This is a genomic window from Alteromonas lipotrueiana, from assembly GCF_019249245.1.
Classification (GTDB): Bacteria; Pseudomonadota; Gammaproteobacteria; order Enterobacterales; family Alteromonadaceae; genus Alteromonas; species Alteromonas lipotrueiana.
In genome coordinates this window covers 185980-210534 of record NZ_JAESDK010000003.1, presented here as the reverse complement: position 1 = coordinate 210534, position 24555 = coordinate 185980, and the positions used below count along the sequence as shown (strand labels likewise).

The window sequence follows — 24555 nt, the reverse complement described above, 5'->3', positions numbered from 1 at the left end:
GTAAATAGGCGAGTCAATAAAAAGTTCAAAAAATAACCAGTGAGACCGGGCGGTATATGACAACCTGCTAGTGCGGTGGTAAACTGCGTGCGATTGAGCTTACCTTGCGATAACAATACTCTGGCTATGACACAACAATTATACGATCCGGCATTACTCAACCCTATCCACCATTTTTTACACTGCAAAACACCAGAGCAGTGGATAACCGAGGCCGTAAAGCCTGAACACCAAACTGCACTTTTAATAGATCATTGTAATTGTGAGCTAAAAGCCGCTCAAACCGCTATGTTGTTGATAAGACGCTATGCGGTAGATAAAGCGAATGCAGAAATTTTGCTTGGCTGGCTAAAGCCTTATGAGGATTTTGTATACCGGCAACGCGGTGATGGCAATTTTGCCAATGCCCATGCGGGTTTAAAGAAAATCATCCGGTCGCACGGCCAAAACGAATTTGCCGATGAGCTGGTCAATAAAATGGTGTTGTTGATCAAAGAAGAATTACACCATTTTGTGCAGGTACTCGATATTATGCGCGCCAGAGGCATTGATTATCATAATGTAGGCGCCGGTCGTTACGCAAAAGGGATGATGCGTCATGTACGTACCTATGAGCCGCAAACCCTGGTCGATAAACTTATCTGCGGTGCTTATATTGAAGCGCGCAGCTGTGAACGTTTTGCCATGATAGCGCCTCACCTTGATGATGAGCTGGCGCGTTTTTATGTGTCGTTGTTGCGCAGTGAAGCACGACATTTTCAGGACTACCTGGCCTTAGCCCGTCAGGTTGCTGGTGAAGACATTCAGGACAGAATTGAGCACTTCGGTCGTGTTGAAGCACAGCTTATTGCTTCGCCCGATAACGACTTTAAGTTTCATAGCGGCCTTCCTGTTACGCAGCTCGACAAGCAACAGGTGGGTTAACAGTGGTGGCAGGCAAAGATTGTGCGTATCTTGACGCTACGTGTATGTCATTTGAACTGCTATACTACTGAACCATAAGCCGTTTTTAATATTAACGCTGTTGCGTTTATAAGGTGTTAGCGGTTACTGTTAGTGAATCAATATTTGAGTTCTGGCTTTGCGCTCATTCTCACTTTGACTATATAAACTAAATCACATCAAACCAGATCACGTTGCCAGGGGGACACATTGGTATGCAGCATAGCGCTAAAGCCCGTTTTATAACGGCGCCCCCGCGAATAAGTATACTTGAAGGTCTGCTGGTATTTTGTACCGCAGGACTGTATTTGCCTGTATGGTTTTTCCTGACAGTACGCGATATTCGCAGAATTACTGATGATGAGCTGTCGCCGCTATCCTGGACGCTAGTTCCGCTAATTTTTATTGTGCAACCCTATGCCCTTATAAGGTTTTGTAAATATTTACGACGTGCCGAAAAACAATTACGCCTGCGGCGATGGCCCGTACTATTTGAATACTTATGGATGATCATATTTTTTGGCTGCAGCGTTTTTTTTGTCGCAGGAAGCGTGGTTGAAATCGAAACCCTTACCAAGATGATTGTCTCGGTTTTATCTATCTTCAACTTTATGCTAATGCACCGTCGTATCAATAAACTAAGGAAACGCTGTCACAATGAGGCCGTGGCAGAGCGCCACAAAGGTTACAATTCATTAGAATGGATAGCAGTTGTGATTTTTACACCTCTTATTTTAGGGCTGTTTTTATATACTTACATCAACTCAGAACTGCATGACAATTTACGCTCAAAGCAATTTTTCAAACACCAAAGAGCGGTTGAAGAAGCTCAGGAAGCAGCAGCTGAAAAAGCGGAAGAGAAAAACTGATTAGCCGGTAAATCGGCGGGTTTGCAGCTCAAAGTTATCCTGACAAACCTTCAATACTGACCCTTGGTCGTACCAATCGCCCAATACAATACGAATAGCGCACTGACCGTTAGCAATCAGGCTGTGCACGTTGGGTCTGTGGGTATGCCCGTGAATTAAACGCTGCACGCCAAACTTCTCCATAGCACTAACTACCTCGGCAGGGGTAACATCCATAATTTCAGGGCGTAACCCTTTTTGATTTTGTTTGCTTTTACGTCGACCGTTTTCAGCAACCCGACGTCGATACCACAAAGGTAATGCAAGCATCAACTTTGGCCACCACCAGCCTCGCGACTTTTTACGAAACTTCTGATAAGCCACATCGCAGGTACACAGCTCGTCCCCGTGGCTAATTAAAGTAGGTGTGCCATACAAGTCGATAACGGCTTGTTCAGGCAATAACTGCATACCCGCTTTATCAGCCCATTGCTGGCGAATCGCAAAGTCGCGGTTACCGTGAATAAAGTATATTGGTATCTGATGACTTAAAGATTTAAATGCCTGCGCAATATAAGTATTAAACGGCGTGACATTATCATCGCCTATCCAGACTTCGAACAGATCGCCCAATACGTATAACGCATCGGCTTGAGGCGCTTCATGTTGTAAAAAATCAATAAGACACTGAGTGATATCGGTGCGCTCGGCACTTAGATGAAGATCGGCAATAAAATACGTGAAGGGCATGCAGTCTCGACGGCAATAGAAGACGAACGCATTGTACGCGTCCGTCTGGTTTATCTCAAACTAACTTACTGTTGCAGACTCAATAACAACAGGTTCTACCGGTACGTCCTGATGAAAACCATGATTGCCGGTTTTCACAGCTTTGATTTTATCAACAACGTCCATGCCTTCAGTAACTTTACCAAATGCACAATAGCCCCAACCGTTTACTGACTCGCTGGTATGGTTTAAAAAGTCGTTGTTACCTACATTGATAAAAAACTGAGCCGTCGCTGAATGTGGGTCTTGGGTACGCGCCATAGCCACAGTGCCAATCTCATTTGCTACACCATTATTGGCTTCGTTTTCAATTGCAGCTTTTGTTTCTTTTTGTTCCATATCTTCGGTAAAACCACCGCCCTGAACCATGAAGCCATCAATAACACGGTGAAAAATAGTATTATCAAAAAAGCCATCTTTTACGTAGCTAATGAAATTCTCTACTGTTTTAGGAGCTTTATCTTCAAAAAGCTCAAGTTTAATCTCACCATAATTCGTTTTCAAAGTTACCATGTGTATCACCTTTCATTGGGCTATTTTCAAAAGCCCAATCATAGCCTATTTACCCGCTAAGTTAAATTAACCAAATTGCAGCAGAACTCGCCTTTAGGCGCTTAGACGACAACTAAAACTGTGACAACGCGTTGGTCGATGCTAAACTTTGCAACCTTTAAACACCACAGGAAACAACTGCAATGCTACACCTTTACAATACCCGCACCCGTGAAAAAGCGCGCTTTGAACCGCTCGAAAAAGGTAAAGTAGGGTTGTACGTATGCGGAATTACTGTGTACGACTTAAGTCATATGGGCCACGCTCGCACGTACCTGTCGTTTGATGTATTAGTGCGTTACTTGCGGCACCTGCAATTTGACGTCAACTATGTGCGTAACATCACCGATGTTGATGACAAAATAATTGCCCGGGCTCAGCAAAACAGTGAAAGCATGGACTCGCTCACTCAGCGTACCATTAACATGATGCACGAAGACTTTGCTGCTATTAATCTGTTGACCCCGGACATAGAGCCCCGTGTGACCGAACATATGCAAGAGATTATTAGCATTATTTCTACGTTGATTGAAAAGGGCTATGCTTATCAGGCCAGCAGTGGCGATGTTTTGTTTGATGTAAGTAAGTACGACGATTACGGTAAACTTAGCAAACAAAATCTGGAACAACTTTATGCCGGCGCGCGGGTCGATGTTGCTGCCGGCAAAGATGATCCTCTGGACTTTGTTCTGTGGAAATCAGCGAAACCGGATGAACCTTTCTGGTCATCGCCGTGGGGCGATGGAAGACCAGGGTGGCATATTGAATGTTCGGCCATGAATTATAAGCATTTGGGCGCGCACTTTGATATTCATGGGGGCGGTTCAGATTTAACCTTTCCGCACCACGAAAATGAAGTCGCTCAGTCTTGTTGCGCCTATAATACGCCTTACGTGAATATCTGGATGCACACCGGTATGGTGCAGGTAGACAACGAAAAAATGTCAAAATCGTTAGGCAACTTCTTTACCCTACGTGATGTACTGCAACAACACGATGCAGAAACATTGCGATTCTTTTTAATGTCAGCCCATTATCGTAGTCAGCTGAGTTATTCAAAAGATAACATTACCCAGGCCCGGGCCGCCTTAGAGCGTCTTTACACTGCACTACGTAAGGCCGAAGCCGATACTAACGTCGATATAGCGCATGGTGGTTATTTACAACGTTTTGAAACTGCCATGAACGATGATTTAAATGTGCCTGAGGCCTACTCGGTGTTGTTTGATTTGGCTCGTGATTTAAACAAATGCGATGATACCGCCGAAGCTGCGCGCCTGGCCGGAGTACTTAAGCAACTGGGTGGCATTTTAGGGCTATTGCAAAATAACCCACAAAGTTTTTTACAGGGTGAAGACGATGACGCTGCGCATATCGAAGCACTGATTAAACAGCGTAATGATGCGCGAGCCGCAAAAGACTGGCCAGCCGCGGACGAGGCGCGGGATGCTCTGAATGCTTTAGGTGTGGTACTTGAAGACAGCGCGCAAGGCACTACCTGGCGTCGTCAGTAAATTTGTGTCCCAGCCAGCGCCGGGTGCGCTGGCAGTAACTTTTGTATTGCTCTTTAAACTTATGCGCTAAATGCTTTTCTTCGGGACGTATCTGAAATCTTTGCAGATACAATATAAGTATGGGGGGCACAATAAGTGCAGCCACACTTTGCAGGCTAAGCGCAAAACCTAGCGCAATTAAAACAAATGCGAGGTAAATGGGGTTTCGGCTGTATGCAAATATCCCGCGGGTAAGCAGAGCGGTTGCTTTGTCGGGAACTCGAGGGTCTAACGTAGTGCGATGCCGCCGAAACTGGAGCGATGCGGCGATAATAACCAATACCCCCGCAGCAATAACCAGTAACCCAGCCAACTGCAATACCCACCAAATACTGGGATAGTCTAATTGTGATATCAACCAAATAGCGATCAACGCGACAATAAACACAATTGCGGGCGGAATTTTTAGCTCTAGAGAATGTGTCATAGGCGTGTCGATGCTTTTGAAGGGGAGGGCGGCGGTGACGTTTTCGCCGGTGTATTGTCATGTTCGTTTAACTGGGTTTTCCAGCGCTGGGTGGCAATATGACGTTTAATCAGCTCGAAACACTCATCTATTACCTGCATTAATTCTTTATCCATGTCATCCAGCGTGCTGGTGTAACCTTTTATATTTGTATCGATAAACTGATTAATTCGCGACTCATTGATGTCAGCCAGCAAATGCACCATTGACGAGGTCACAATATCAGTAATCGTTTGCTCAAGAGTGCTTTCGATGGATTTACCCACCACTGGCAAAAACTGAAGATTAGCCATCTGCGGGTTGTTCTTTACCGCTTTAGCCACGCTTTGTTGTACATGCTGACGTATCACTGAGTTTTGGTCTTGTTGAGACAGAGTTTCGCCCATATGCTGCATTGCCCCGGCCAGCCAACGCGAGATAACAGGCTGGCGTGGGGTCAATACCTGCTGGCTGATTTCATCGACCAGTGGCGCGCCCCGGCGAAGATCTTTTTGCATATCGCCAAGCACCTTAATGACAATACGATCACTTAGCTCTTCCATAAATACATTATAGTAGAATGAGAAAAAACGATACAAGCGTGTGTGTTTTAAGCTAATAATATTTTGCTTTTGTAATCGATGTAATATCGAGAATATACGCAGAAAACGGAATAAACGGGTTGCGGGTAGGGGGATAAGGCCGACAATATCGTACCAGTGCAAAAATGGAAAAAAATACCAGCGTGGATGTTCTTTTTTAGTGACTGAAACTACCCAACGAAAACAAAACTCGGTAAAAAATATAGCGATAAACACTAAATCAATAAGTAAAAAGTTTTTGTGTATCGGCATATACGCGTTAAATACGCCCGGTGCATGCTCAGCCAAAAGTTTTTGCATAGAGGCGGTTGCGTAAAGCGCATCGAAAATCAGCCACGTCAGATTAACCAGCAGCAACGCCAGCATCACCAGGTCAAGAATTAACCAGGGTGTTTCATTGCTTTGTCGAAGTTGCTCCCGGTTAATTCTGAACATATTTATTTACCCTATGTTTTTAAGCCGGGTGACATCCACAAACAATTTCAGTTTTTGTCCCGGTTGCAAGTACCGCTGTTTCTGAATTTCGTTCCACTTTCTAATGTCGTTTATTTTCACGTTAAACTTATTGGCAATACGTGATAACGAATCCCCTCGTCTGACGGTATAAGTTAATGTTTTTATAATGGCATCTTTTCGTTGTGTACTGCTGATTTTATCGGTCCAGATAACCAACTCTCTGCCGGGCAAAAGTGGATCTTTAGGCGCCATCGCATTCCACTTTGCCAGATCGCGGGTCGAGACTTTGTATTTCCGGCCTAAGTCCCAGAAGGTATCGCCGGGCACCACTTTGTGTACGAGTTTATGGTCGGCACGCTCAATATTTTGTAGCGAGGCCAGACGCTGGTCTTGTGACAGTGAATAGGCATTTAGTTCTTTTAGTGCAACGGGCACCATTATCGCCTGTCCAATTCGAATTACGTTAGTATCAAGGTTGTTCACCCTCTTAATGATATCGGCAGTGGTATGATACTTATTGGCCAGCCTAAGCAAACTGTCACCCTGGGTTACTTTGTGGCGTACCCAATTCAGACGTTCCTGGCGATCAATACTGGCCAAATCTCGACTGAATGCCTGGGCCTTTTCAATAGGAAGCACTAAGTGATGGGGCCCATCGGGGTCGGTGGCCCACCGGTTAAAGCCCGGGTTTAGTGCCTGCAGCGATTTTAAATCCATGTCGGCCAAATCGGCGGCAAAGGCTAAATCTACCTGCGAAGCAATATCTATCACTTCAACTACAGGAACATTATCGATTTTTGGCCAGGCAAAGTCATAGGTCTGCTTATTACGAAGAATATCGGCCAGCGCCAGTAGTTTGGGAACATAAGCGCGGGTTTCGCGGGGTAAATCCAGCGCCCAGAAATCGGTGGGCTTGCCTAATTTCTTGTTTTTTCGGATAGCCCGACGTACCCGCCCCTCACCACTATTATACGCGGCAAGCGCATGTAACCAGTTGCCATCAAAGTATTTATTCAGGTAAGTTAAATAGTCCAGGGCTCCCTGGGTTGAGGCTATAACATCACGGCGTCCGTCGTACCACCACGACTGGCGAATGCCGAAGCGCTTGGCGGTGCCGGGAATAAACTGCCACATGCCTGCAGCTCGGCCGTGTGAGTAGGCAAAAGGGTCAAAAGCGCTTTCAACAATAGGCAGCAGGGTTAGCTCAAGGGGCATATTATGCTGTTCAATTTGTTCGGTAATATGAAACAAAAAAGGACGCGCTCGTTCTACTACACGGGCCATATACTCCGGGTGCTTCAAATACCAGTTGCGCTGCACCGTTACGCGTCTGTCATCTGGAATCTCAAAACGAAGCTGATTGCCTATCCGGTCCCAAACGTCCGTAATAACGATAGGGGCAGGTTCGGCGGCCTGCGGTTCATCGGTTTTTAGCTCTACATCAATATCTTCGATAGGATGCACAACATCAATAACGCCTTCTTTGGCAACTTCACAATCGTCATGACCCTCAACAGAAACATTACCTACTTCACATGAGTCAGACGCTTCTGTGGTTTCAGAGGATTCAGGCTGCTGATGTTGAACTGACTTTACAGTATCGGCATGTTGCTCAGAAGAGGGAGACTGACACCCGCTTAATGAAAGTGCCAACGCTATCGAGGAAAAGACAAACCACTGTCGATGCATACAAATCGAACCTTTTATAATTACAAACTACCGATACGCAAATATCCCGAACGACGTATTGTAATGCTAGTTGCGCTAAATTGCATTAAAACCCATCTTTCCACTCACGGACCACCTTGAAAACGGCAACCTCATCGGTAAGGGGTTCATCACTTTTTTGCGCTGCAGCTTGCTGAACACCAGGTACATGTGCCCGTAAAAAGGGGTTAATTGCCATTTGTTTGGAAAGCTTAGTGGGTACAGTAGGGCGGTCTTGCTGTCGTATAGATTCGACTTCCTGTTGGTAATCTGCCAGTTCGCTATTGGTTGGCTCTACGGCTACCGCAAATGCCAAGTTTGCGGCGGTATATTCGTGGGCACAATACACCAGCGTATCGGCAGGTAACTGGGTTAGCTTGTTTAACGAGTGCAGCATTTGGGCTGGTTCACCTTCAAACAGCCGTCCGCAACCGCCATTAAATAACGTGTCTCCGCAAAACAGAACACCCTGCCCATAAAACGCAATATGATCTAACGTATGACCCGGCACTTCCATTACCGCAAACGCCAACTCAAGGGTATCAAGGGTAAAAGTATCGCCCTGGCTTACCGAACGGGTAATGCCTAGAATGTGCCCGCCACGAGGACCAATAACCGGAATATCCGGGGCCATAGATACCAGCTTCGCAATGCCCCCGGTATGATCATGATGATGATGGGTGATTAATATACTGGTTAAGGTGAGATTATTAGCTTTTAAAAAGTCGAGCACCGGCTCGGCCTCGCCCGGGTCAACGATGACTGCCTCGCGGTTATTGTGTATGCACCAGATATAATTATCGGTAAATGCCCGGATAGGTGAAATCTTAATACCCGCGGGCAAGTTATCTTTCGCGTCAGACATAGCGTACCTGCTTGAGAATTGATTGATTTAAGATACTATAGAAAGTTCATATGCCTACTGCAACCAGATAGATCAGATGTGCCTATTATGAGAACGGCGGTACACAACAAGGTGCCACGATACCCGAGTGACTGGTCAGAACTGGCCGGGGGCGATACAGTTAAACGTGCGGTGGCCTCGGTAAGCAGTGAACTGAGTCAGCGTATTTTTGGCTACCACATGGTTAAGCTGGGGAATTTAAGCAGTCAGATAGACCTGCCGCATTGTTCGGTCACCCATCAGTTCGGGCAAACGCCGGCATTAAGTCCATTTGGCAATGTTGTGGCTAAGCCAACAGAATTGCCCTATGTTGAAAACAGCATTGATGGTTTTTTACTGGCTAATGAGCTTGATTTTGCTCAGGACCCTCATCAAATACTGCGTGAGGTAGACCGCTGTATTACGCAAAGTGGCTATGTCATTATTAGCGGCTTTAATCCATACAGTTTGACCGGGCTAGGCCGTTTTTTGCCCATTAAACGCGATAATGCACTGCATGAGGCCAGGTACTTTTCTGCCCATCGGGTGAAAGACTGGTTGGGGCTTTTGGGCTACGACATTATCGAACAACGTAATATTTTATTTTCGATGCTGTTTTTTAATCAGCGTAAACGCCTGCCTGCCCAGTGGCATGATCAGATAAGTCGGTATCTCCCCTGGTGTTCATCGGTCTATGTTATTTTGGCCCGTAAGCGGGTGTGGCCGATGACGACGGTGCGTCCCAAGTGGAAACTAAACCCACGGTTCTCTACTGTTGGGGCCAGTATGCGCCTGCCGTTTTCTGATAAATAGCAGCCATAGCTGCCACAAACCCTGTCAAGTTTGGGCATTCGCTATACTTTATCGTATTTCTCGCATGCATCTTCGCCGTGCTGCCAGCCGAAGTCTCGTTTGCAATACGGTGCCTCCATAGCTTGCTGGCCCCGGCTGCCTTACATCTGACTCATCCGCTAAACACAGTTTTTTCTGACGATACATAAGCGTAAGTTAGCCTTGCCTTTGCAAATAAGAATGATTATCATGCGCACCATTCTATAAAGCCGTTTTTTACGGAGTTTCCATGTCTTACCGCTTCCGCGCTTCAGCTGTTGCTATTGCCAGCGCCTTATTCACTGTGCATGCCTATGCAGAGCAATCGCCGCCACAGGCCACCCAGCCAACTACTGGCCCGGGCGATAATATCGAACGGGTAGAGGTCACTGGCTCGCAGGTGACGCTGAACGATGAGTTTGCTGGCGGGCAGGTAGCCAGAGGCGGGCGCGCCGGGATCCTCGGTAATTTAGATTTTATGGCCTCGCCCTTTACCGCCACCAACTTTACTGAAGATTTAGTTCGGCAGCAGCAATCAAAAAGTATCGCTGACGTGCTACAAAACGACCCGGTTGTGCGTGTTGCCAGAGGCTTTGGTAACTTTCAGGAAGTCTATGTGGTACGTGGTTTTCCGGTTTATTCAGATGACATGACCTACAATGGTTTGTATGGCATTTTGCCGCGTCAGTATGTCGCAGCCGAACTCCTGGAGCGGGTGGAAGTATTTCGAGGTGCAAACACATTTTTAAATGGCGCAGCCCCCGGTGGCAGCGGCTTGGGCGGATCAATAAATGTGGTCCCCAAGCGGGCTGGAGAAGCACCGCTGAACCGGCTCAGTGCGGGTTTTGAAAGCCAGGGTCACGGTTATATTGCGGCCGATGTATCGCGCCGGTTTGGTGATGAAAAAGAAAGCACGGGCGTTCGGGTCAATCTGGTCGAGCGAGATGGCGAAACCGCGGTGAACAACCAGGATCGCAGCGTTTCGGTCATGTCGTTAGGTGTGGATTATAAGGCAGATGCGTTGCGGGTATCGGCTGATTTGGGCTATCAGGACCATCATATTGAGGCTCCTCGGCCAAGTGTGACGCCCCTGGGCGCCATACCGGCGGCGCCTGAAGCATCAACAAACTTCGCCCAGGACTGGACCTATACCGACGAAGAACAGCTATTCGGGGCAGTGCGGGCCGAGTACGACTTTACCTCTTCAACTTCTGCCTGGCTGGCAATGGGTTTTCGAAGTGGTGAAGAAGCCAATGTGCTGGCGAATCCAACCGCTTTTGAAGGTGGGGCGTTCACCGCGTATCGTTTTGACAATACCCGCGAAGACAATGTGCGCTCTTATGAAGCAGGAGTCAGTACTCGTCTGACTACAGGACCGGTTCGCCACACGCTGGCGGTGTCAGCATCCTTGTTTTCAGCTGACTCGAAAAATGCCTATGCCTTTTCGTCTTTCTCTGGTTTTAGCGGCAATTTGTACGATCCCGTGACGGCGGCTAAACCTGATGCAGACTTTTTTGTCGGCGGTGAGTTAGCAAATCCTACCGTCACGCTGTCGAATAAAAACAAGAGTGTGGCAGTGGCTGATAGCATGTCACTGTGGTCTGACCGTTTACTGGTCACTCTGGGGGCTCGCCTTCAGACTATTCAAACCCACAGTTATGACTACACTACCCAGGCCTTGTTATCTGGTTATGATGAGTCGCGGCTGACCCCTGTGGTTGGAGTGGTTTATCGCCCAGTTGAGCAATGGTCCCTGTATGCCAACTATATTGAAGGTCTGGTAGCCGGAGATGTAGCGCCGGCTCAATCTGGCGGGGTGGCTTTAGTCAATGCTGGAGAGGTATTTGAACCTTATCGCAGCCGCCAGGTAGAAGCCGGAATCAAATATGATGGGGGCAAGATAGGCGGGACTCTGAGCGCTTATTCGACCAGCAAACCAACCTCATTGGTCGTAGAAGAGCGCTTCACCAGCGATGGCGAACAGCAAAATCGTGGTATTGAATTGTCGGTGTTTGGTCTGGTGACAGAGAACCTTCGGTTGCTGGGCGGTATCACCTATGTTGATGCACAGCAAAGTCGCACCCAGGACGGGATTTTCGATGGACTGGATGTGGTGGGAGTACCGGATCTGCAGCTGAATATTAACGCAGAATGGAATGTGACTGCGATACCCGGGTTAACGCTTGAGGCACGGGGAATCTACACCGATTCACAATACGCTGACGTGGCCAACACCTATAAGGTCGCCTCTTCTCACCGACTGGATTTAGGTGCACGCTATAGCTTTATGTTTGATGAGACTGAAGTGGACGTGCGCGTGCGGGTCGAAAATGTATTTGATAATAACTACTGGGCCTCAGTGGGCGGTTTTCCGGGCTCCAATTATCTGGTACTGAGCGACCCCCGCACCCTGAAATTGTCTGCCTCAGTTCGTTTCTAAACCGGCAATTCTATGGCAGGGTATCTTATTGCGCCGCTGGTGGCCTGTATGGGCATTGGCCTGTTACTGGCGGGCTGGCAGGGCCGGTTGCCGCGCTTTCATCATAGCTACAAACCTGTGGGGTGGGCGTGTATTGCTGCAACCCCCTGGTTGTGGCATTTCACTTATGGGTGGCGCTTTGCTATCGCCTTTGCAGTGTTAACGGTGATGAGTATTGCCCTGCTGGTTATTTACTGGCAGCGTGAGGTAAGGCCGCCTGCTGCTATCAAGCCATCAGCACGCCAGCCGGTTAAGCTGAAGCTGGCGGTGCCCGGCGCATTATGGCAATTGTGGCGGGCAGGTATAGCCTTACCCCTGGCCGGTATTACCAGCATGCTCTTGACGGTGGCCGTTACCCGTTACCTACCCTGGAGCAGCGTGAATATTATCGCTCTTGGGGTATATACGATGCCTTTTGTGTGGGGTGGGCTGGCTTACTGGTCGTTAGCTGACCGCCGAACATGGCGGCCGCCGGTGGCCCTGTTGACCCTAGGCGCTCTGGCCTATCTTCTTTTGTATGCATGACTTATCGGCGTAGTAATGAAATTTTCTGTTTCAAAAGCGTTCAGTAAACAGGCCCTGTCCAGTCATAGCTGGCTGGGTTTGTTGGTGGCAGTTTTTATGTACTGGGTATGTTTATCCGGTACGCTGGCAGTGTTGGCGCCAGACCTTACCCGCTGGGAGCAGCCTGGGTTAGCCCCGGTTTCTGACTACGATCCCGCCATGCTTCAGCAAGCCTATGAACAGTTGGTGCAAGAACAGCGCGAATTTACCGGGCTGGTAACCATGCGCCTGCCGACCCCGGATATGCCGCGTCCTTACCTTAGTGCTAATGGCCAGAGCTGGTACATTACCGAAAACGGAACACTGGGAACGCCAAAATCTCATCCTGTGACCGACTTTGTTGCCGAATTACACGCCGAGCTGCATTTGCCGCATAGCATAGGGGAGCTGGTGGTCAGTGTGCTGGGGGCGATGCTGGCCGGGCTCATATTATCGGGGTTATTTGCTCATCGCCGAATTTTAAAAGACGCCTTCCGGCTTCGTCGTAAAGGCAATCCGGTGCAAAGTAATGGCGATTTACATAACCGGCTGAGTATATGGGGTTTACCTTTTTACCTGATGATTGCCCTGACCGGGGCATACTTTGGATTAGCGGGGCCGCTAAATTCACTGTATGCCGACGCATTTTACGAAGGTGATCAAATGGCATTGTTTGCAGATGTATACGGAGGGGTCCCCGAAGCCACAGCCTATAATGGTGAGTTGGATTTAACTGCTGCCTTCAGGCAATTACAGCAGCTTGACCCGAAAGCTCAGCCCTTATTTATTACCTTCGAAAACGCCGGTCAGTCTGACCAATATTTGCTGGTGGGTGCTCGCCATATGGATAAATTTATCTATTCAGAACAGTATCGTTTTGATGCCATGGGAAATTTTTTGGATAAGGTGGGATTTGCCGATGGACAGGCCGGGCAGGAAGCCATATTTTCAGTCTACCGACTGCACTTTGGACATTTTGGTGGCCCGCTGGTGCTTATGCTTTATATCGGGTTGGGGCTGGCGCTGACTGTTATTACCGTCAGTGGCATCAAATTATGGCTGGCTAAACGCAAGCACACCGATATTATTAATGACTGCTGGGTTGCCGTAGTCTGGGGAACGCCGGTGGCATTTGTCGGGGCTATGCTTGTTCACTGGGCCGGTCTTGTGAGCATGACTCCGGCTTTCTGGGGATTGTTAGTACTAACATTTACATATAGCAGTTTCGTGCAGCAGCCCGCGCGTGTAAAACAACAGTTGGTAGGGCTCAGTGCTCTGGCGGTATTCATTATGGTGACAGTGCATCTGATACGCTTTGAAGGCATTTACACCGATCCTATGGCCGTTTATCTTAGCGCTGGCTGGGTTGCCGTAGCTGTGGCTTTAGCCTGTTACTGGCATCGCTTACGCAAGGCATGAGTGTTGAGCAACCCCCTACGCTAAAAAAAAGCAGCCAGAAGGCTGCTTTTTTGTATATCGATATTTTATCTTACAGGTATTATTTTACCCGCATTCCGGGTTTGGCACCGTCATGAGGCTCCATGATGTACAGGTCTTTACCACCGGGACCCGCGGCCAATACCATACCTTCAGACATGCCAAAGCGCATTTTACGCGGGGCCAGATTGGCTACCATCATGGTGTGCTTACCAATCAGAGTTTGCGGATCGTACGCTGATTTAATGCCGGCAAACACCTGACGGGTTTCATCTCCCAAATCCAGTTCCAGGCGTAATAATTTATCGGCGCCTTCTACATGCTCGGCATTGGCAATACGCGCTATTCGAAGATCAACTTTAGCAAATTCGTCAAAGCTTATGGTTTCGCTTACCGGATCTTTAGCTAACTCACTGTCTGGATTTGCCACAGGCGCAGTGGCCTGCAAATTTTCTTTAGAAGCATCAACCATAGCGTCTATTTTCTCCATTTCTACCCTTTGCATCATGGGTTTAAATTTATTGATAGCATGACCAGTTAGTACCTGTTGGGTACTTTCCCAGCTTAATGTGTCATTTAAAAAGGCTTCCGCTTTTTCAGCCAGTACCGGCAGTACGGGCTTCAGGTAGGTAACCAGAATACGGAACATGTTGATACCCAGCGAACAAACATCATGGGTAAACTGCTGTTTACCTTCTTCTTTAATTGTTACCCAAGGGGCATTAGCATCAATAAACTGATTGGCTTTGTCGGCCAACGCCATAATTTCGCGCACTGCCTGATGGTATTTGCGGTTTTCATACAACTGCGCAATGCTGTCGGCGGCCTCATGAAACTCGTTTAATAAGCTCTGGTCAATGACCGTGTCAGACAATTTACCCTCAAAGCGCTTGGTAATAAAGCTGGCGCAACGACTGGCAATATTGACCACCTTGCCGACCAAATCAGAATTAACCTTATGCGCAAAATCCTGAAAGTTCAGATCGATATCGGCTACGCTGTCGCCCAGTTTGGCGGCAAAATAATAGCGCAGGTATTCCGGGTTCAGGTGCTCAAGGTACGTGCGACCCTTAATAAAGGTACCGCGCGATTTCGACATCTTTTTACCATTTACGGTAACAAAGCCATGAATATTCACACCCGTAGGTTTGCGGTAACCTGCGCCTTCAAGCATTGCAGGCCAGAACAAACAGTGAAAATAAGTAATGTCTTTACCAATAAAGTGGTACAGCTCGGCCTCAGAGTCGGCTTTCCAAAAATCGTCAAATTGCAGATTGTTCTTATCGCAGTAGTTTTTAAAGCTGGCCATGTAGCCAACGGGGGCATCTACCCACACATAAAAGAACTTGTTGGGCGCACCAGGAATTTCAAATCCAAAGTAAGGTGCGTCGCGGCTGATATCCCACTGCTGCAAACCTTCTTCAAACCACTCCTGAAGCTTATTGGCCATTTCATTTTGAATGGCACCCGAGCGAATCCAGCCCTTTAGCATCTCTTCAAATTTAGGCAGGTCAAAGAAAAAGTGCTCAGACTCTTTTAATACCGGGGTAGCCCCTGAAACCACACTGCGCGGGTTTTTAACTTCAACCGGGCTATACGTTGCTCCGCACACATCACAGCTGTCGCCGTTTTGATCTTCAGCACCGCAGCTAGGACAGGTGCCTTTGACAAACCGGTCGGGCAAAAACATTTCTTTTTGGGGATCGTAAAGCTGATTAATTGTGCGCTTAGAAATATATCCGGCGTTGTCTAGCCGAGTGTAAATGTCTTCACATAACGCTTTGTTTTCAGGCGAGTGAGTTACATAATAGTTGTCATAGTTGACATGAAAGTCTTGCAGATCCTGATGATGTTCATCGCGGGTTTTAGCGACCATTTCTTCAGGTGTGATACCCTGTTCCTGCGCTTTCAGCATTACCGGCGTGCCATGTGCATCATCGGCGCAAACGCTGTAGCATTCGTGGCCACGCAAGCGCTGAAAGCGGGTCCAGATGTCGGTCTGGATATGTTCCAGCAAATGACCTAAATGAATAGACCCGTTAGCGTAGGGCAAAGCACTGGTAACCAGTATACGGCGGGCGGCCGCGGTAGCTGGCGCAGCAGAAGACGTGGTGTTTTCTGACATAATGACTTTTACTGTTCTCAAGCGTTACAAAATGGCTGCAAATACTAGCTGATATTGCTCAATTTTGCATTACGTAATTACGTCAATCCTTCATAACAAAGGCTGTACATGATTTTCAAACGTAAAAGTAACAAGCTGCCCCGGTTCGCAGCACGCGCACTAGCCCATTATTTTAGCATCACCGAAGATACCACCAGCGCCTGGGTAAAAGCGCATAACGCTGAACTGACGATTACTCTGCCATTTTGTATTATGTCGCAGCATTCGGCGCTAACAAACTACCTTAACGATGCATTACAGCATGAAGGCTTAGTCGCCTCACAAATTATCTTAAAAACAAAGATTAAAAGTGCTAAAACAGCCGTGGCCCCGGTTAACAACGTTAAAAACATCGTGGCAGTTGCATCAGGAAAAGGCGGGGTGGGCAAGTCTACCACTGCAGTAAATCTGGCTTATGCTTTAATGCAGGAAGGCGCCAAAGTAGGTATTTTAGATGCTGATATCTACGGTCCCTCTATTCCTATTATGCTGGGCAACCCTGAAACTCGCCCACAAAGCCAGGATGAAAAACACATGGAGCCGCCCCAGGCGTGGGGATTGGTGGCTAACTCTATTGGTTATCTGGTACCTGCTGAAGATGCTGCCGTATGGCGAGGGCCAATGGCCAGCAAAGCGTTAAAACAAATACTTGATGAAACCCTGTGGCCAGTGCTTGATTATCTTATTGTGGATATGCCACCAGGCACCGGCGATATTCAGCTTACCATGGCACAGCAGGTGCCGGTAACCGGGGCGGTTATTGTTACGACACCGCAAGACATGGCACTGGCCGATGCTCAAAAAGGCATCACCATGTTTAATAAGGTTAATGTGCCGGTGCTGGGTCTTGTTGAAAATATGAGTTATTACCAGTGTACGCAATGCGGCCATATCGACCCTGTTTTTGCCCAATACGGTGGTGAAGCCCTGGCCGAAAAATACCATCTGCCCTTGTTAGGTCAGTTACCGCTTAACACCCGCTTACGGGAGCACAGTGATGCAGGTACGCCACTGGTGGTAACCGAGCCTGATGATGCCATGTCGCAAACCTATCGTGAAATTGCGCGCGCTTTGTCAATAAACCTTGCTTTGAGTATTCCGGTTGCTGAAAAAGACCAGCACATTAAAGGCGATCCTATCGGATTTAAGTCAGTCTGAACAAAACCAGAATTCTCCAATAACTATAAGCACCCAATGAGGAGTCAAAACTGTACTTTAGCGCGGCGAAATTAGCATCATAAATTGTAATAGTTAGCGTGTTCAGAAATAAATCATGAACAATCAAAAAAGGAATTTTTTAATGCAACCGTTGATAGATTGTGAAGTAGATGCGGTAAACGGTGGGCGCTTAGACTGGGACAGTGGCGGACTCGCTGTCATCGGTCTTGGCTTTGCGGGCGGACCGGCGACAGCGTTGTTCGGTCTTGCTATCGGTGGCTCTATGCTTGGCATTGGGTATTACGCTCTCCCATAAGCAATAATGTTAGTCGCTGGTAATGCTGCGAGCGACTTTCTCAAATAATTATAAATTGCAGTAATTAGCTTATCGAAGAGTTTAAAGATGAAAATACTCAACGCCTTTAAAATTGCCTATATTCTTTTTGTGATACTGATTGTAATAATGTTTGCTGCCGGCGATAACATGCAGCTGTACGCAACTTATCTACTTTTTGGGGCACTATCGCTGTTTAGCGTCATGTTGCACACCATTATCAATAAGCTAGACGCCTTAGCGCAAAAAATTGAAGGCATCACAGCTACCGTTAAAGAACCTTAACATAAGCGTTATGACCGGTTGTGCAGGGTACGGCTTCCAAGCATAATAGCCGCTAATTCCAGTAGTCAGGACAAAACCATGCGTTTGTGCGATCGTGATATCTTTGAACACTTGCAGTCTGGCAAGATAAACATTAACCCTATGCCCGACTATGACCAGATAAGTGGTGTTACGGTTGATATTCGGTTAGGAAACAAGTTTCGGGTTTTTGAAGAGCATCAGGCGCCGTATATTGACTTAAGTGGACCCAAAGCAAAAGTTCAGGAAGCACTGAACTCGGTCATGAGCGATGAAATAGTTTTGCCCGAAGATAAAGCGTTTTTTCTGCATCCCGGCGAGCTGGCGCTGGCAATGACTCATGAGTCGGTAACACTGCCGGACAATATTGTCGGTTGGCTGGACGGGCGTTCGTCGCTGGCGCGTTTAGGGTTGATGGTGCATGTAACCGCTCATCGCATTGATCCCGGCTGGTCAGGAAATATAGTACTGGAGTTTTTCAACAGTGGTAAGCTGCCGTTGGCGCTAAAACCTATGATGAAAATTGGCGCATTAAGTTTTGAATTGTTATCACAGTCAGCGGAAAAACCCTATAACGCCCGACTCGACGCAAAATACAAAGGGCAGATAGGAGCCGATGCCAGCCGTATCAGCGCCGATGAAAAGAACGAAAAATAGCCTGTTAAATGAAGCCTTTGTGCATATAAACAGCAGTTAAACCAACAAGTGTATTTTATCGTTGCAATCAATAAAAATATGGGTACACTTGTTCGCTCTTTCGGTCGGTGTGTGGCGCAGCTTGGTAGCGCACTGTCATGGGGTGTCAGGGGTCGGAGGTTCAAATCCTCTCACACCGACCAACTTATCTCTTCCCCGCATATAGCTTTATTTTTAAGCTAAATCCCTTTAAATATTTTCATTCTTCAATAGTCTGATTCGCCATAGCAGGTTGCTTCAATTCTCAGGCAGCGTTTTATCTAAACGTCACTGAAGAACAGCATTAGTCTGCAAAGTTTTTTACTCTTTAATACGCTTTTCTCATAAGCGCACAAAAAGTATCTACAAACCCGTCTATTTCGAACGATTTAATTTCATTTACCCGAGTTCTTGAATTTGTAGTGTCATACTAAACCCAACAAAACTAGCTTCGCGAATTCAACATGAGTCATCATCCAGAAACTAATGAACATTATGACGATGAGGCGAACTCGACGATTCAAGAGAGAGTAAAGCGGATGGTAGAGCATCCAGAGTCTTTAACAGAGTATACTTTTGACGAGCTTAAAGTATTCATCAGGCAATGCTTTGATAACAAATCGTGAAGTAAATTATTAGCTGATGATACTTAAATTCTAATAAAACTGGCTGCTATAAATAATGCCACCTGACTAAAATTCGCGTTCACTTTCTATCTTTTAATCTCTAGGACACCTGAATGGTAGCGAAAAATCATAAAATACACTGAATTATCCAAATGCTCACAATCTCAACGTGTTCAATGGCTTTTATTTGGAATACGTTTTAGTCCAACTCAGTTATTTGTGTGCAGTGCTGTGTCGGGAAGCGATAGCCAGATAGATAAACACATAGACATAAATTTGAAAGGTCCGCTCTATACCATTTAGCGAGACTGCTAACCGACTGTCTGAAAATTGACTTATTGCGAATTTATCGATGTCGGTGATGGGGTTAAAGTTGGAAGAGGACAGTGTTTATACTGCCACTAAAGCTGCTATCGAAACTACCACGGCCATAACGCGAAAGAAATCCGAGGCAAAAATATCAATGTTAATGCGGTGGCGCCATGTCCTGCCAAAACCAAGTTATTTTTATCGGGTAAGTCAGATGCATTAATTGAGTAAGGTGGCCGACATGAGCCCTAAAGAGCGCCTGAGGATATTGCATGTGTAGTAGCGTTTTTGCTTGGACCCGACGGTGTATGGGTGGGCATATACTCAGAGCGAATGGCAGTACGGTATAGTTTATGTTTTGAAAAGGAATATCAATCGGCAGTAGAAATAAATTCGTCATGCTTCCCTATCCCTGAATGCGAAGCACAATAAGACCTTCGTTACGACAGTATTAAACTGCTGACAGCAACAGTGAGTATCTGTTCTTTATGACAAATTTGGCCATATAGTCGATAGCACTATGAAAATAGGATGCCGGGGCCTTTCTTTTAGCGGCCTGCAGCGCTGTTAACAACCCGCCCAGCGATATCGGCAATGCGCATATTCTGCTCCATCGCATGTTTTTGCAAACGGCGGTAGGCCTGACTTTCTGTTAATTGCCACTGCTGCATGAGTAGAAGTTTAGCACGGTCTATCGCTTTTTGATCAATCAGTGCTTGGCGGGCCGCATCAAGTTCGCTGGACATTTCTCGGATATGTTCTGACTGTTCGCGCAGCAAGTCATAAAACGAACGCTGTACCGTGAAATTATTGTTAGTCGCTGTGTTTACTGGGGCAGTCTCGGCGTCTTGTAATCCGGGGGCGGCAGGATCGAATAACACTGTAGGAGGCTGTTCCAAATTTGTAGGCTGAGCGGACAGTTTACGCAACCGTATTTTGTGATTTTTGAGGCTTTGGTTAGCGTGTTGAAGTCGTTTTGCAGTTAATGTAATGAGGGCGTTAGTCACCCATTCTTCTACCGTTTGCATTTCATCAATACGGCTGCTGGCTACCTCGTACCAAATTTCGCTAAGCTGCCCGTCTATAGGGCTGCCGTCTGCCAATTGCTTAATCATAGTGCGTAATCTAATTTGTTGTCGCGTGGCCTCACTTTGTTCAGTTTGTCGCCACAGATCGCGTGCATGGTCATCGCAAAATTCGAGAAAAATATCTACGTGAAACTGCTGTTGCTGCTGCAAATGCTCAAGACGGTCGCATAACGCAGTGTTGAAATGTGTCTTAGCGAAACCAATTGCACCCCAGGCGCGTTCCTGGCCTGCAAATTCCTTGCTCTGTATAAAGTTGAACAACGCGACCAGGCGTCGGGTAATAGCAGGCTCGCTCGCCACATCTGCCGCTTCAAAAATAACCGCTAGTAAACTATTAATGAGCCGGCAATACGCCTGAGTAGCGTCCATTGCGCTAATGTTCGTTTTTGTTATCTGGTCTCGCAAAAAGCTTACGTTGTCTATGCCCTGTAATGCCAGCGCAATGCTTCCAAGTAAGCGCATGTTGCCGGCTTGTTCAGCCTCGTTCAGGTACATAGAGTTCAGGTGACTTTTGAGCGTAGTTTCAGACTGTATACTTTGGGTGTGCTGAGCCTGTAATTGGCTGGCAAAGCGGTTACCCTGAGAGCATAAATAAACATTACTTGCACCGCGCTCTCGTTGTAGCTGGTGGATAACATTGGTCAAACTAATAACCAGGCGACAGTTTCCCGAAAGTTGTTTTAAAGCTGCTATTTCTGCGTGTTTGGCAGTTAATAAAAAGCGCTTGGTGGCGTCGGTATAGTGGGGCATGCAGCAGACCGTTTGTGTGGCGAAAGATATAAAGTAATCCTACATAAGCAATGCCCATTCCATAACCTTGACGCTTGTTCAGCCCTTGTAAAAGCGGCCATCAGTTTTTTTACTGGGTGTCTGATCTGAATATTAGCCCTCTTTAGGTGCGAAGGCTGCACGATTGAAGTGCAATCGCGCAGGATATAATAAGCCTATAGTTTGTTTATTAATTCCAAGATATTGATATTGCTGAAATAAGTGAAACTGGCCTCAATTTTGAAGTAAGCTTTGTACAACTGGCCTCTGTGCCGTAATAATGTCGAGATTTGGATAATGGCGTCCATAGCCTTTTCAGCATTGCTGATAAGGTGCGGGCGCTTTTTTGTGCCCGCATTTAATTGTTACCGGCATGGCCAGCTTGTAGATGACAACTTAACACTCAACTTCAGGTGAACACCATGGCTTACTTATTACCTAACGAATTCGTGACCAAAATGGTCGATGCGGGCGAATCTAAAATTTATATGTCTACCCGCGATACCCTTATTCGGGGGTATATGGCCGGAGCAATTCTTGCTTTAGCAGCAGTTTTTGCCATAACTATTGCGGTTCAGACCGGCGTGTTTCTACTCGGGGCTGTGCTGTTCCCGGTTGGTTTTTGCATGCTTTATCTAATGGGGTTTGACCTACTGACAGGTGTGTTTGTACTCACGCCGCTAGCCTGGCTAGCAAAACGTCCCGGAGTTACATGGCCACAGATATTCCGTAATTGGGGTTTAGTGTTTTGCGGTAATTTTGCAGGTGCATTATCGGTAGCGTTTATGATGTCTTTTGTTTTTACCTACGGATTTAACACCGATGGTGGAGCAATTGCCAGTAAGGTTGCTACCATCGGCGAAGCACGAACGCTGGGCTATGCTCAATACGGTAGTGAAGGTTGGATGACTATCTTTATCCGCGGCATGTTGTGCAACTGGATGGTGTCTATGGGTGTAGTCGGAGCCATGATATCAACTCATGTCAGTGGCAAAATATTCGCAATGTGGATGCCTATTATGCTGTTCTTCTTCATGGGTTTTGAACACTCTGTGGTTAACATGTTTTTGTTCCCGTTTGGTTTGATAATGGGCGGTGAGTTCTCGGTAATGGATTACCTTGTATGGAACGAAATTCCTACGGCTTTGGGTAACCTGGTAGGCGGGCTCGCCTTCACCGGACTAACCCTGTATAGCACCCATTATCGTACAGCGCCAAAGCGTAAACTTGCTGCTCAAAGCGCACCAGTAAGTACCCGCTCCGACGCGAAGCCAGCAACGGTATAAAAAAGAATGGCACCGGCAGCAATTGGGCAGGTGCCAGGAATTATCTTATGTTGAAAGTTTCTTTAGGACAACATTCAAGCGCGGGTGAAAAGACGCTGAACCAGGACAGTCACGGCGCTCACCTTCCGTTGGGATCGTCACTGCAATTTAAAGGAGCCGTGGTAGCACTGGCAGATGGCATAAGTAGTAGCCCGGTAAGCGATAAAGCCAGTCAAACCGCCATCAGCCAATTTTTACACGATTATTATTGTACCAGTGACAGTTGGTCAGTAACGCATGCGGGCGAGCAGGTTATTCAAACGATTAACCGTAGTTTGTTAAATAGCACTAAAACGAGTAAGTATTGGGAAAACACTGACCATGGCTATGTGTGTACATTTAGCGCGCTGGTGGCAAAACATCGGCAAGGATATTTGTTTCATGTCGGCGATAGTCGTATTTACCGCTGGCGGCAGTATCAGCTAGAACAGCTTACCCGTGATCATAGGCAATGGCATGAGGAGCGGTTTTTTTTAAGCAACGCACTGGGATTACACGAATCAGTAGCGATAGATACCAGTGAAGTGGCGTTAGAAGAAGAGGATATTTTTATTCTCGCTACCGACGGACTACACGAATATTTATCCGTTCAGCAGATTATTAGCTGTCTGAACCAGAGCAGTCATGATTTGAATGTTTGCGCTAAACAGATGGTACAGCAAGCGTTTGATAACGGTAGCAATGACAATCTCACAGTGCAGCTGCTTAAAATTGATTCCCTGCCTGAACCAGTACAATTGTTTAACGCCGATGAGGTGAAGCTACCGGTTCCTCCAGTGTTCAACGCAGGAGAAACAATTGATGACTACCTGATAACCCGAGTTTTATACAGTAGTGCTCGTAGCCATATTTATCTGGCTAAACAGCAAAGCGACTACACAGAAAACCCTGTGCAATATGTGATTAAGGCTCCCAGTCAGGAGCTGGCTAACCAACGCGAGTATCTGGATAGCCTATTAACAGAAGAGTGGGTGGCTCGTCGTATCAGTAGTGTTCATATAATAGGGGCACCGGCTAGCCCCCGCAATCGCACTGCGCTATATACGGTGCTCGATTATGTACCGGGTCAGACACTGGCGCAGTGGTTACGAGATAACCCGGATCCGGATATTGAAACCATTCGAGGTTGGATCGAACAAATAGCCTCAGGGCTTTTAGCCTTGCACCGTGCAGATATCGTTCATCAGGATTTACGACCTGAAAATATAATGATCAATTCGCAGGGAACATTATGTTTAATTGATCTTGGTAGTGCCAGCATTGCCGGTTTGAACGAATTCTATCAACCCGATGTGCAGCTGACAGGGGCAATGATGTACTGTGCACCAGAGTGTTTTTTAGGTGAGCCAGGCAGTGTTCAGTCTGACCTGTACTCGCTTGCGGTACTCACCTACTACCTGTTAAGTCAGCGTTACCCCTATGGCGCTGCTGTACCCAGAGCCACCACAGTGGCCGCGCAGCATAAGTTGTGTTATCGCAGCGTACTGGATGCGCAACGTCACATTCCAGGCTGGTTAGATGACACACTTAAAAAAGCGCTGCATCCAAACCCGGCCAAACGTTACTCGGTAATTTCCGCGTTTTTGTATGATCTGCGTCATCCTAATTCTGCCTATTTACATGCCAGGCGCCCGCCCCTTATTCAACGGCATCCTGTGCGGTTTTGGCAAGGGGTAAGTGCATTGTTGTTTTGTCTGGTCGTTATATTGCTAAACCTCCAAAATGCATGACTTATATC

At 47.0% G+C, this 24555-nt stretch carries 21 protein-coding genes and 1 tRNA gene; 14 read left to right on the top strand and 8 right to left on the bottom strand.

Annotated elements, in window-relative coordinates:
- The first annotated feature begins 126 nt into the window (after positions 1-126).
- Both miaE and JK130_RS03865 read left to right on the top strand, forming a co-directional pair.
- A complete protein-coding gene (gene miaE / locus JK130_RS03870; protein WP_218352900.1) occupies positions 127-924 on the top strand; it encodes a tRNA isopentenyl-2-thiomethyl-A-37 hydroxylase MiaE in 798 nt (265 codons plus the stop codon).
- 326 nt (positions 925-1250) lie between these two features.
- Positions 1251-1811, top strand: coding sequence for a hypothetical protein (locus tag JK130_RS03865; RefSeq protein WP_218352899.1), 561 nt, complete (start codon positions 1251-1253; stop codon positions 1809-1811).
- On the opposite strand, the gene lpxH is transcribed toward JK130_RS03865, so the two are convergent.
- Both lpxH and JK130_RS03855 read right to left on the bottom strand, forming a co-directional pair.
- Positions 1812-2540 (bottom strand): UDP-2,3-diacylglucosamine diphosphatase, encoded by a 729-nt coding sequence (gene lpxH, locus JK130_RS03860; protein WP_218352898.1) that lies wholly within the window; start codon positions 2538-2540, stop codon positions 1812-1814. It lies immediately after the preceding gene.
- A 60-nt stretch (positions 2541-2600) separates the two neighbouring features.
- A complete protein-coding gene (locus tag JK130_RS03855) occupies positions 2601-3092 on the bottom strand; it encodes a peptidylprolyl isomerase (protein ID WP_218352897.1) in 492 nt (163 codons plus the stop codon).
- Between the two features lie 182 nt (positions 3093-3274).
- Here JK130_RS03855 and cysS point away from each other — a divergent pair, with 182 nt between their 5' ends.
- Positions 3275-4645: a cysteine--tRNA ligase gene (cysS, locus tag JK130_RS03850; protein ID WP_218352896.1), complete on the top strand. Its 1371-nt coding sequence runs from the start codon at positions 3275-3277 to the stop codon at positions 4643-4645.
- Here the strand turns inward: cysS and JK130_RS03845 are convergent.
- From JK130_RS03845 to gloB, 4 genes are all read right to left on the bottom strand, one after another.
- A complete protein-coding gene (locus JK130_RS03845; RefSeq protein WP_218352895.1) occupies positions 4626-5111 on the bottom strand; it encodes a methyltransferase family protein in 486 nt (161 codons plus the stop codon). The two genes, cysS and JK130_RS03845, sit on opposite strands and share 20 nt — an antisense overlap.
- Complete coding sequence (locus tag JK130_RS03840) at positions 5108-6166, bottom strand: ion transporter (protein ID WP_218352894.1); 1059 nt, start codon at positions 6164-6166, stop codon at positions 5108-5110. Before JK130_RS03840 ends, JK130_RS03845 begins: the two co-directional genes overlap by 4 nt.
- Positions 6167-6172: 6 nt before the next feature.
- The gene (locus JK130_RS03835) at positions 6173-7876 is read right to left on the bottom strand and encodes a LysM peptidoglycan-binding domain-containing protein (RefSeq protein ID WP_218352893.1); all 1704 of its coding nucleotides are present in this window, start codon (positions 7874-7876) and stop codon (positions 6173-6175) included.
- 85 nt (positions 7877-7961) lie between these two features.
- Positions 7962-8759: a hydroxyacylglutathione hydrolase gene (gloB, locus tag JK130_RS03830; protein ID WP_218352892.1), complete on the bottom strand. Its 798-nt coding sequence runs from the start codon at positions 8757-8759 to the stop codon at positions 7962-7964.
- Positions 8760-8846: 87 nt separating this feature from the next.
- On the opposite strand from gloB, the gene JK130_RS03825 reads away from it, so the two are divergent.
- From JK130_RS03825 to JK130_RS03810, 4 genes are all read left to right on the top strand, one after another.
- Positions 8847-9590, top strand: a complete 744-nt coding sequence (locus JK130_RS03825) for a methyltransferase domain-containing protein (RefSeq protein ID WP_218352891.1) — start codon at positions 8847-8849, stop codon at positions 9588-9590.
- Between the two features lie 268 nt (positions 9591-9858).
- Positions 9859-12048, top strand: a complete 2190-nt coding sequence (locus JK130_RS03820; RefSeq protein ID WP_218352890.1) for a TonB-dependent receptor — start codon at positions 9859-9861, stop codon at positions 12046-12048.
- A 12-nt stretch (positions 12049-12060) separates the two neighbouring features.
- Complete coding sequence (locus JK130_RS03815) at positions 12061-12612, top strand: hypothetical protein (protein ID WP_218352889.1); 552 nt, start codon at positions 12061-12063, stop codon at positions 12610-12612.
- Between the two features lie 15 nt (positions 12613-12627).
- Positions 12628-14049, top strand: coding sequence for a PepSY-associated TM helix domain-containing protein (locus JK130_RS03810; RefSeq protein WP_218352888.1), 1422 nt, complete (start codon positions 12628-12630; stop codon positions 14047-14049).
- Between the two features lie 79 nt (positions 14050-14128).
- Here the strand turns inward: JK130_RS03810 and metG are convergent, their stop codons facing one another.
- Positions 14129-16192 (bottom strand): methionine--tRNA ligase, encoded by a 2064-nt coding sequence (gene metG, locus JK130_RS03805; RefSeq protein ID WP_218352887.1) that lies wholly within the window; start codon positions 16190-16192, stop codon positions 14129-14131.
- 108 nt (positions 16193-16300) lie between these two features.
- On the opposite strand from metG, the gene apbC reads away from it, so the two are divergent.
- From apbC to JK130_RS03780, 5 genes are all read left to right on the top strand, one after another.
- The gene (gene apbC / locus JK130_RS03800; RefSeq protein WP_218352886.1) at positions 16301-17389 is read left to right on the top strand and encodes an iron-sulfur cluster carrier protein ApbC; all 1089 of its coding nucleotides are present in this window, start codon (positions 16301-16303) and stop codon (positions 17387-17389) included.
- Between the two features lie 142 nt (positions 17390-17531).
- The gene (locus JK130_RS03795; protein ID WP_218352885.1) at positions 17532-17705 is read left to right on the top strand and encodes a hypothetical protein; all 174 of its coding nucleotides are present in this window, start codon (positions 17532-17534) and stop codon (positions 17703-17705) included.
- An 87-nt stretch (positions 17706-17792) separates the two neighbouring features.
- Positions 17793-18008 carry a hypothetical protein gene (locus tag JK130_RS03790; RefSeq protein WP_218352884.1) on the top strand — a complete coding sequence of 72 codons (216 nt, stop codon included), beginning with the start codon at positions 17793-17795 and terminating at the stop codon, positions 18006-18008.
- A gap of 78 nt (positions 18009-18086) precedes the next feature.
- Complete coding sequence (dcd, locus tag JK130_RS03785; RefSeq protein WP_218352883.1) at positions 18087-18683, top strand: dCTP deaminase; 597 nt, start codon at positions 18087-18089, stop codon at positions 18681-18683.
- Between the two features lie 105 nt (positions 18684-18788).
- Positions 18789-18865: transfer RNA gene (locus JK130_RS03780), tRNA-Pro, on the top strand.
- A gap of 1319 nt (positions 18866-20184) precedes the next feature.
- Here JK130_RS03780 and JK130_RS03775 read toward each other — a convergent pair.
- On the bottom strand, positions 20185-21474 hold the full coding sequence (locus JK130_RS03775) for a nitrate regulatory protein (protein ID WP_218352882.1): 1290 nt from the start codon (positions 21472-21474) through the stop codon (positions 20185-20187).
- Positions 21475-21914: 440 nt separating this feature from the next.
- On the opposite strand from JK130_RS03775, the gene JK130_RS03770 reads away from it, so the two are divergent.
- Entirely contained in the window at positions 21915-22778 is an 864-nt protein-coding gene (locus JK130_RS03770) for a formate/nitrite transporter family protein (protein ID WP_218352881.1), read from the top strand.
- 47 nt (positions 22779-22825) lie between these two features.
- Complete coding sequence (locus tag JK130_RS03765) at positions 22826-24547, top strand: bifunctional protein-serine/threonine kinase/phosphatase (protein ID WP_218352880.1); 1722 nt, start codon at positions 22826-22828, stop codon at positions 24545-24547.
- Positions 24548-24555 lie beyond the last annotated feature (8 nt).

Excerpts from the sequence above, each read along its gene's own strand:
- miaE (WP_218352900.1), top strand. The coding sequence starts at position 127 with ATGACACAACAATTATACGATCCGGCATTACTCAACCCTATCCACCAT.
- lpxH (WP_218352898.1), bottom strand. The coding sequence starts at position 2,540 with ATGCCCTTCACGTATTTTATTGCCGATCTTCATCTAAGTGCCGAGCGC.
- JK130_RS03855 (WP_218352897.1), bottom strand. The coding sequence starts at position 3,092 with ATGGTAACTTTGAAAACGAATTATGGTGAGATTAAACTTGAGCTTTTT.
- cysS (WP_218352896.1), top strand. The coding sequence starts at position 3,275 with ATGCTACACCTTTACAATACCCGCACCCGTGAAAAAGCGCGCTTTGAA.
- JK130_RS03845 (WP_218352895.1), bottom strand. The coding sequence starts at position 5,111 with ATGACACATTCTCTAGAGCTAAAAATTCCGCCCGCAATTGTGTTTATT.
- JK130_RS03840 (WP_218352894.1), bottom strand. The coding sequence starts at position 6,166 with ATGTTCAGAATTAACCGGGAGCAACTTCGACAAAGCAATGAAACACCC.
- JK130_RS03835 (WP_218352893.1), bottom strand. The coding sequence starts at position 7,876 with ATGCATCGACAGTGGTTTGTCTTTTCCTCGATAGCGTTGGCACTTTCA.
- gloB (WP_218352892.1), bottom strand. The coding sequence starts at position 8,759 with ATGTCTGACGCGAAAGATAACTTGCCCGCGGGTATTAAGATTTCACCT.
- JK130_RS03825 (WP_218352891.1), top strand. The coding sequence starts at position 8,847 with ATGAGAACGGCGGTACACAACAAGGTGCCACGATACCCGAGTGACTGG.
- JK130_RS03820 (WP_218352890.1), top strand. The coding sequence starts at position 9,859 with ATGTCTTACCGCTTCCGCGCTTCAGCTGTTGCTATTGCCAGCGCCTTA.
- JK130_RS03815 (WP_218352889.1), top strand. The coding sequence starts at position 12,061 with ATGGCAGGGTATCTTATTGCGCCGCTGGTGGCCTGTATGGGCATTGGC.
- JK130_RS03810 (WP_218352888.1), top strand. The coding sequence starts at position 12,628 with ATGAAATTTTCTGTTTCAAAAGCGTTCAGTAAACAGGCCCTGTCCAGT.
- metG (WP_218352887.1), bottom strand. The coding sequence starts at position 16,192 with ATGTCAGAAAACACCACGTCTTCTGCTGCGCCAGCTACCGCGGCCGCC.
- apbC (WP_218352886.1), top strand. The coding sequence starts at position 16,301 with ATGATTTTCAAACGTAAAAGTAACAAGCTGCCCCGGTTCGCAGCACGC.
- JK130_RS03795 (WP_218352885.1), top strand. The coding sequence starts at position 17,532 with ATGCAACCGTTGATAGATTGTGAAGTAGATGCGGTAAACGGTGGGCGC.
- JK130_RS03790 (WP_218352884.1), top strand. The coding sequence starts at position 17,793 with ATGAAAATACTCAACGCCTTTAAAATTGCCTATATTCTTTTTGTGATA.
- dcd (WP_218352883.1), top strand. The coding sequence starts at position 18,087 with ATGCGTTTGTGCGATCGTGATATCTTTGAACACTTGCAGTCTGGCAAG.
- JK130_RS03775 (WP_218352882.1), bottom strand. The coding sequence starts at position 21,474 with ATGCCCCACTATACCGACGCCACCAAGCGCTTTTTATTAACTGCCAAA.
- JK130_RS03770 (WP_218352881.1), top strand. The coding sequence starts at position 21,915 with ATGGCTTACTTATTACCTAACGAATTCGTGACCAAAATGGTCGATGCG.
- JK130_RS03765 (WP_218352880.1), top strand. The coding sequence starts at position 22,826 with ATGTTGAAAGTTTCTTTAGGACAACATTCAAGCGCGGGTGAAAAGACG.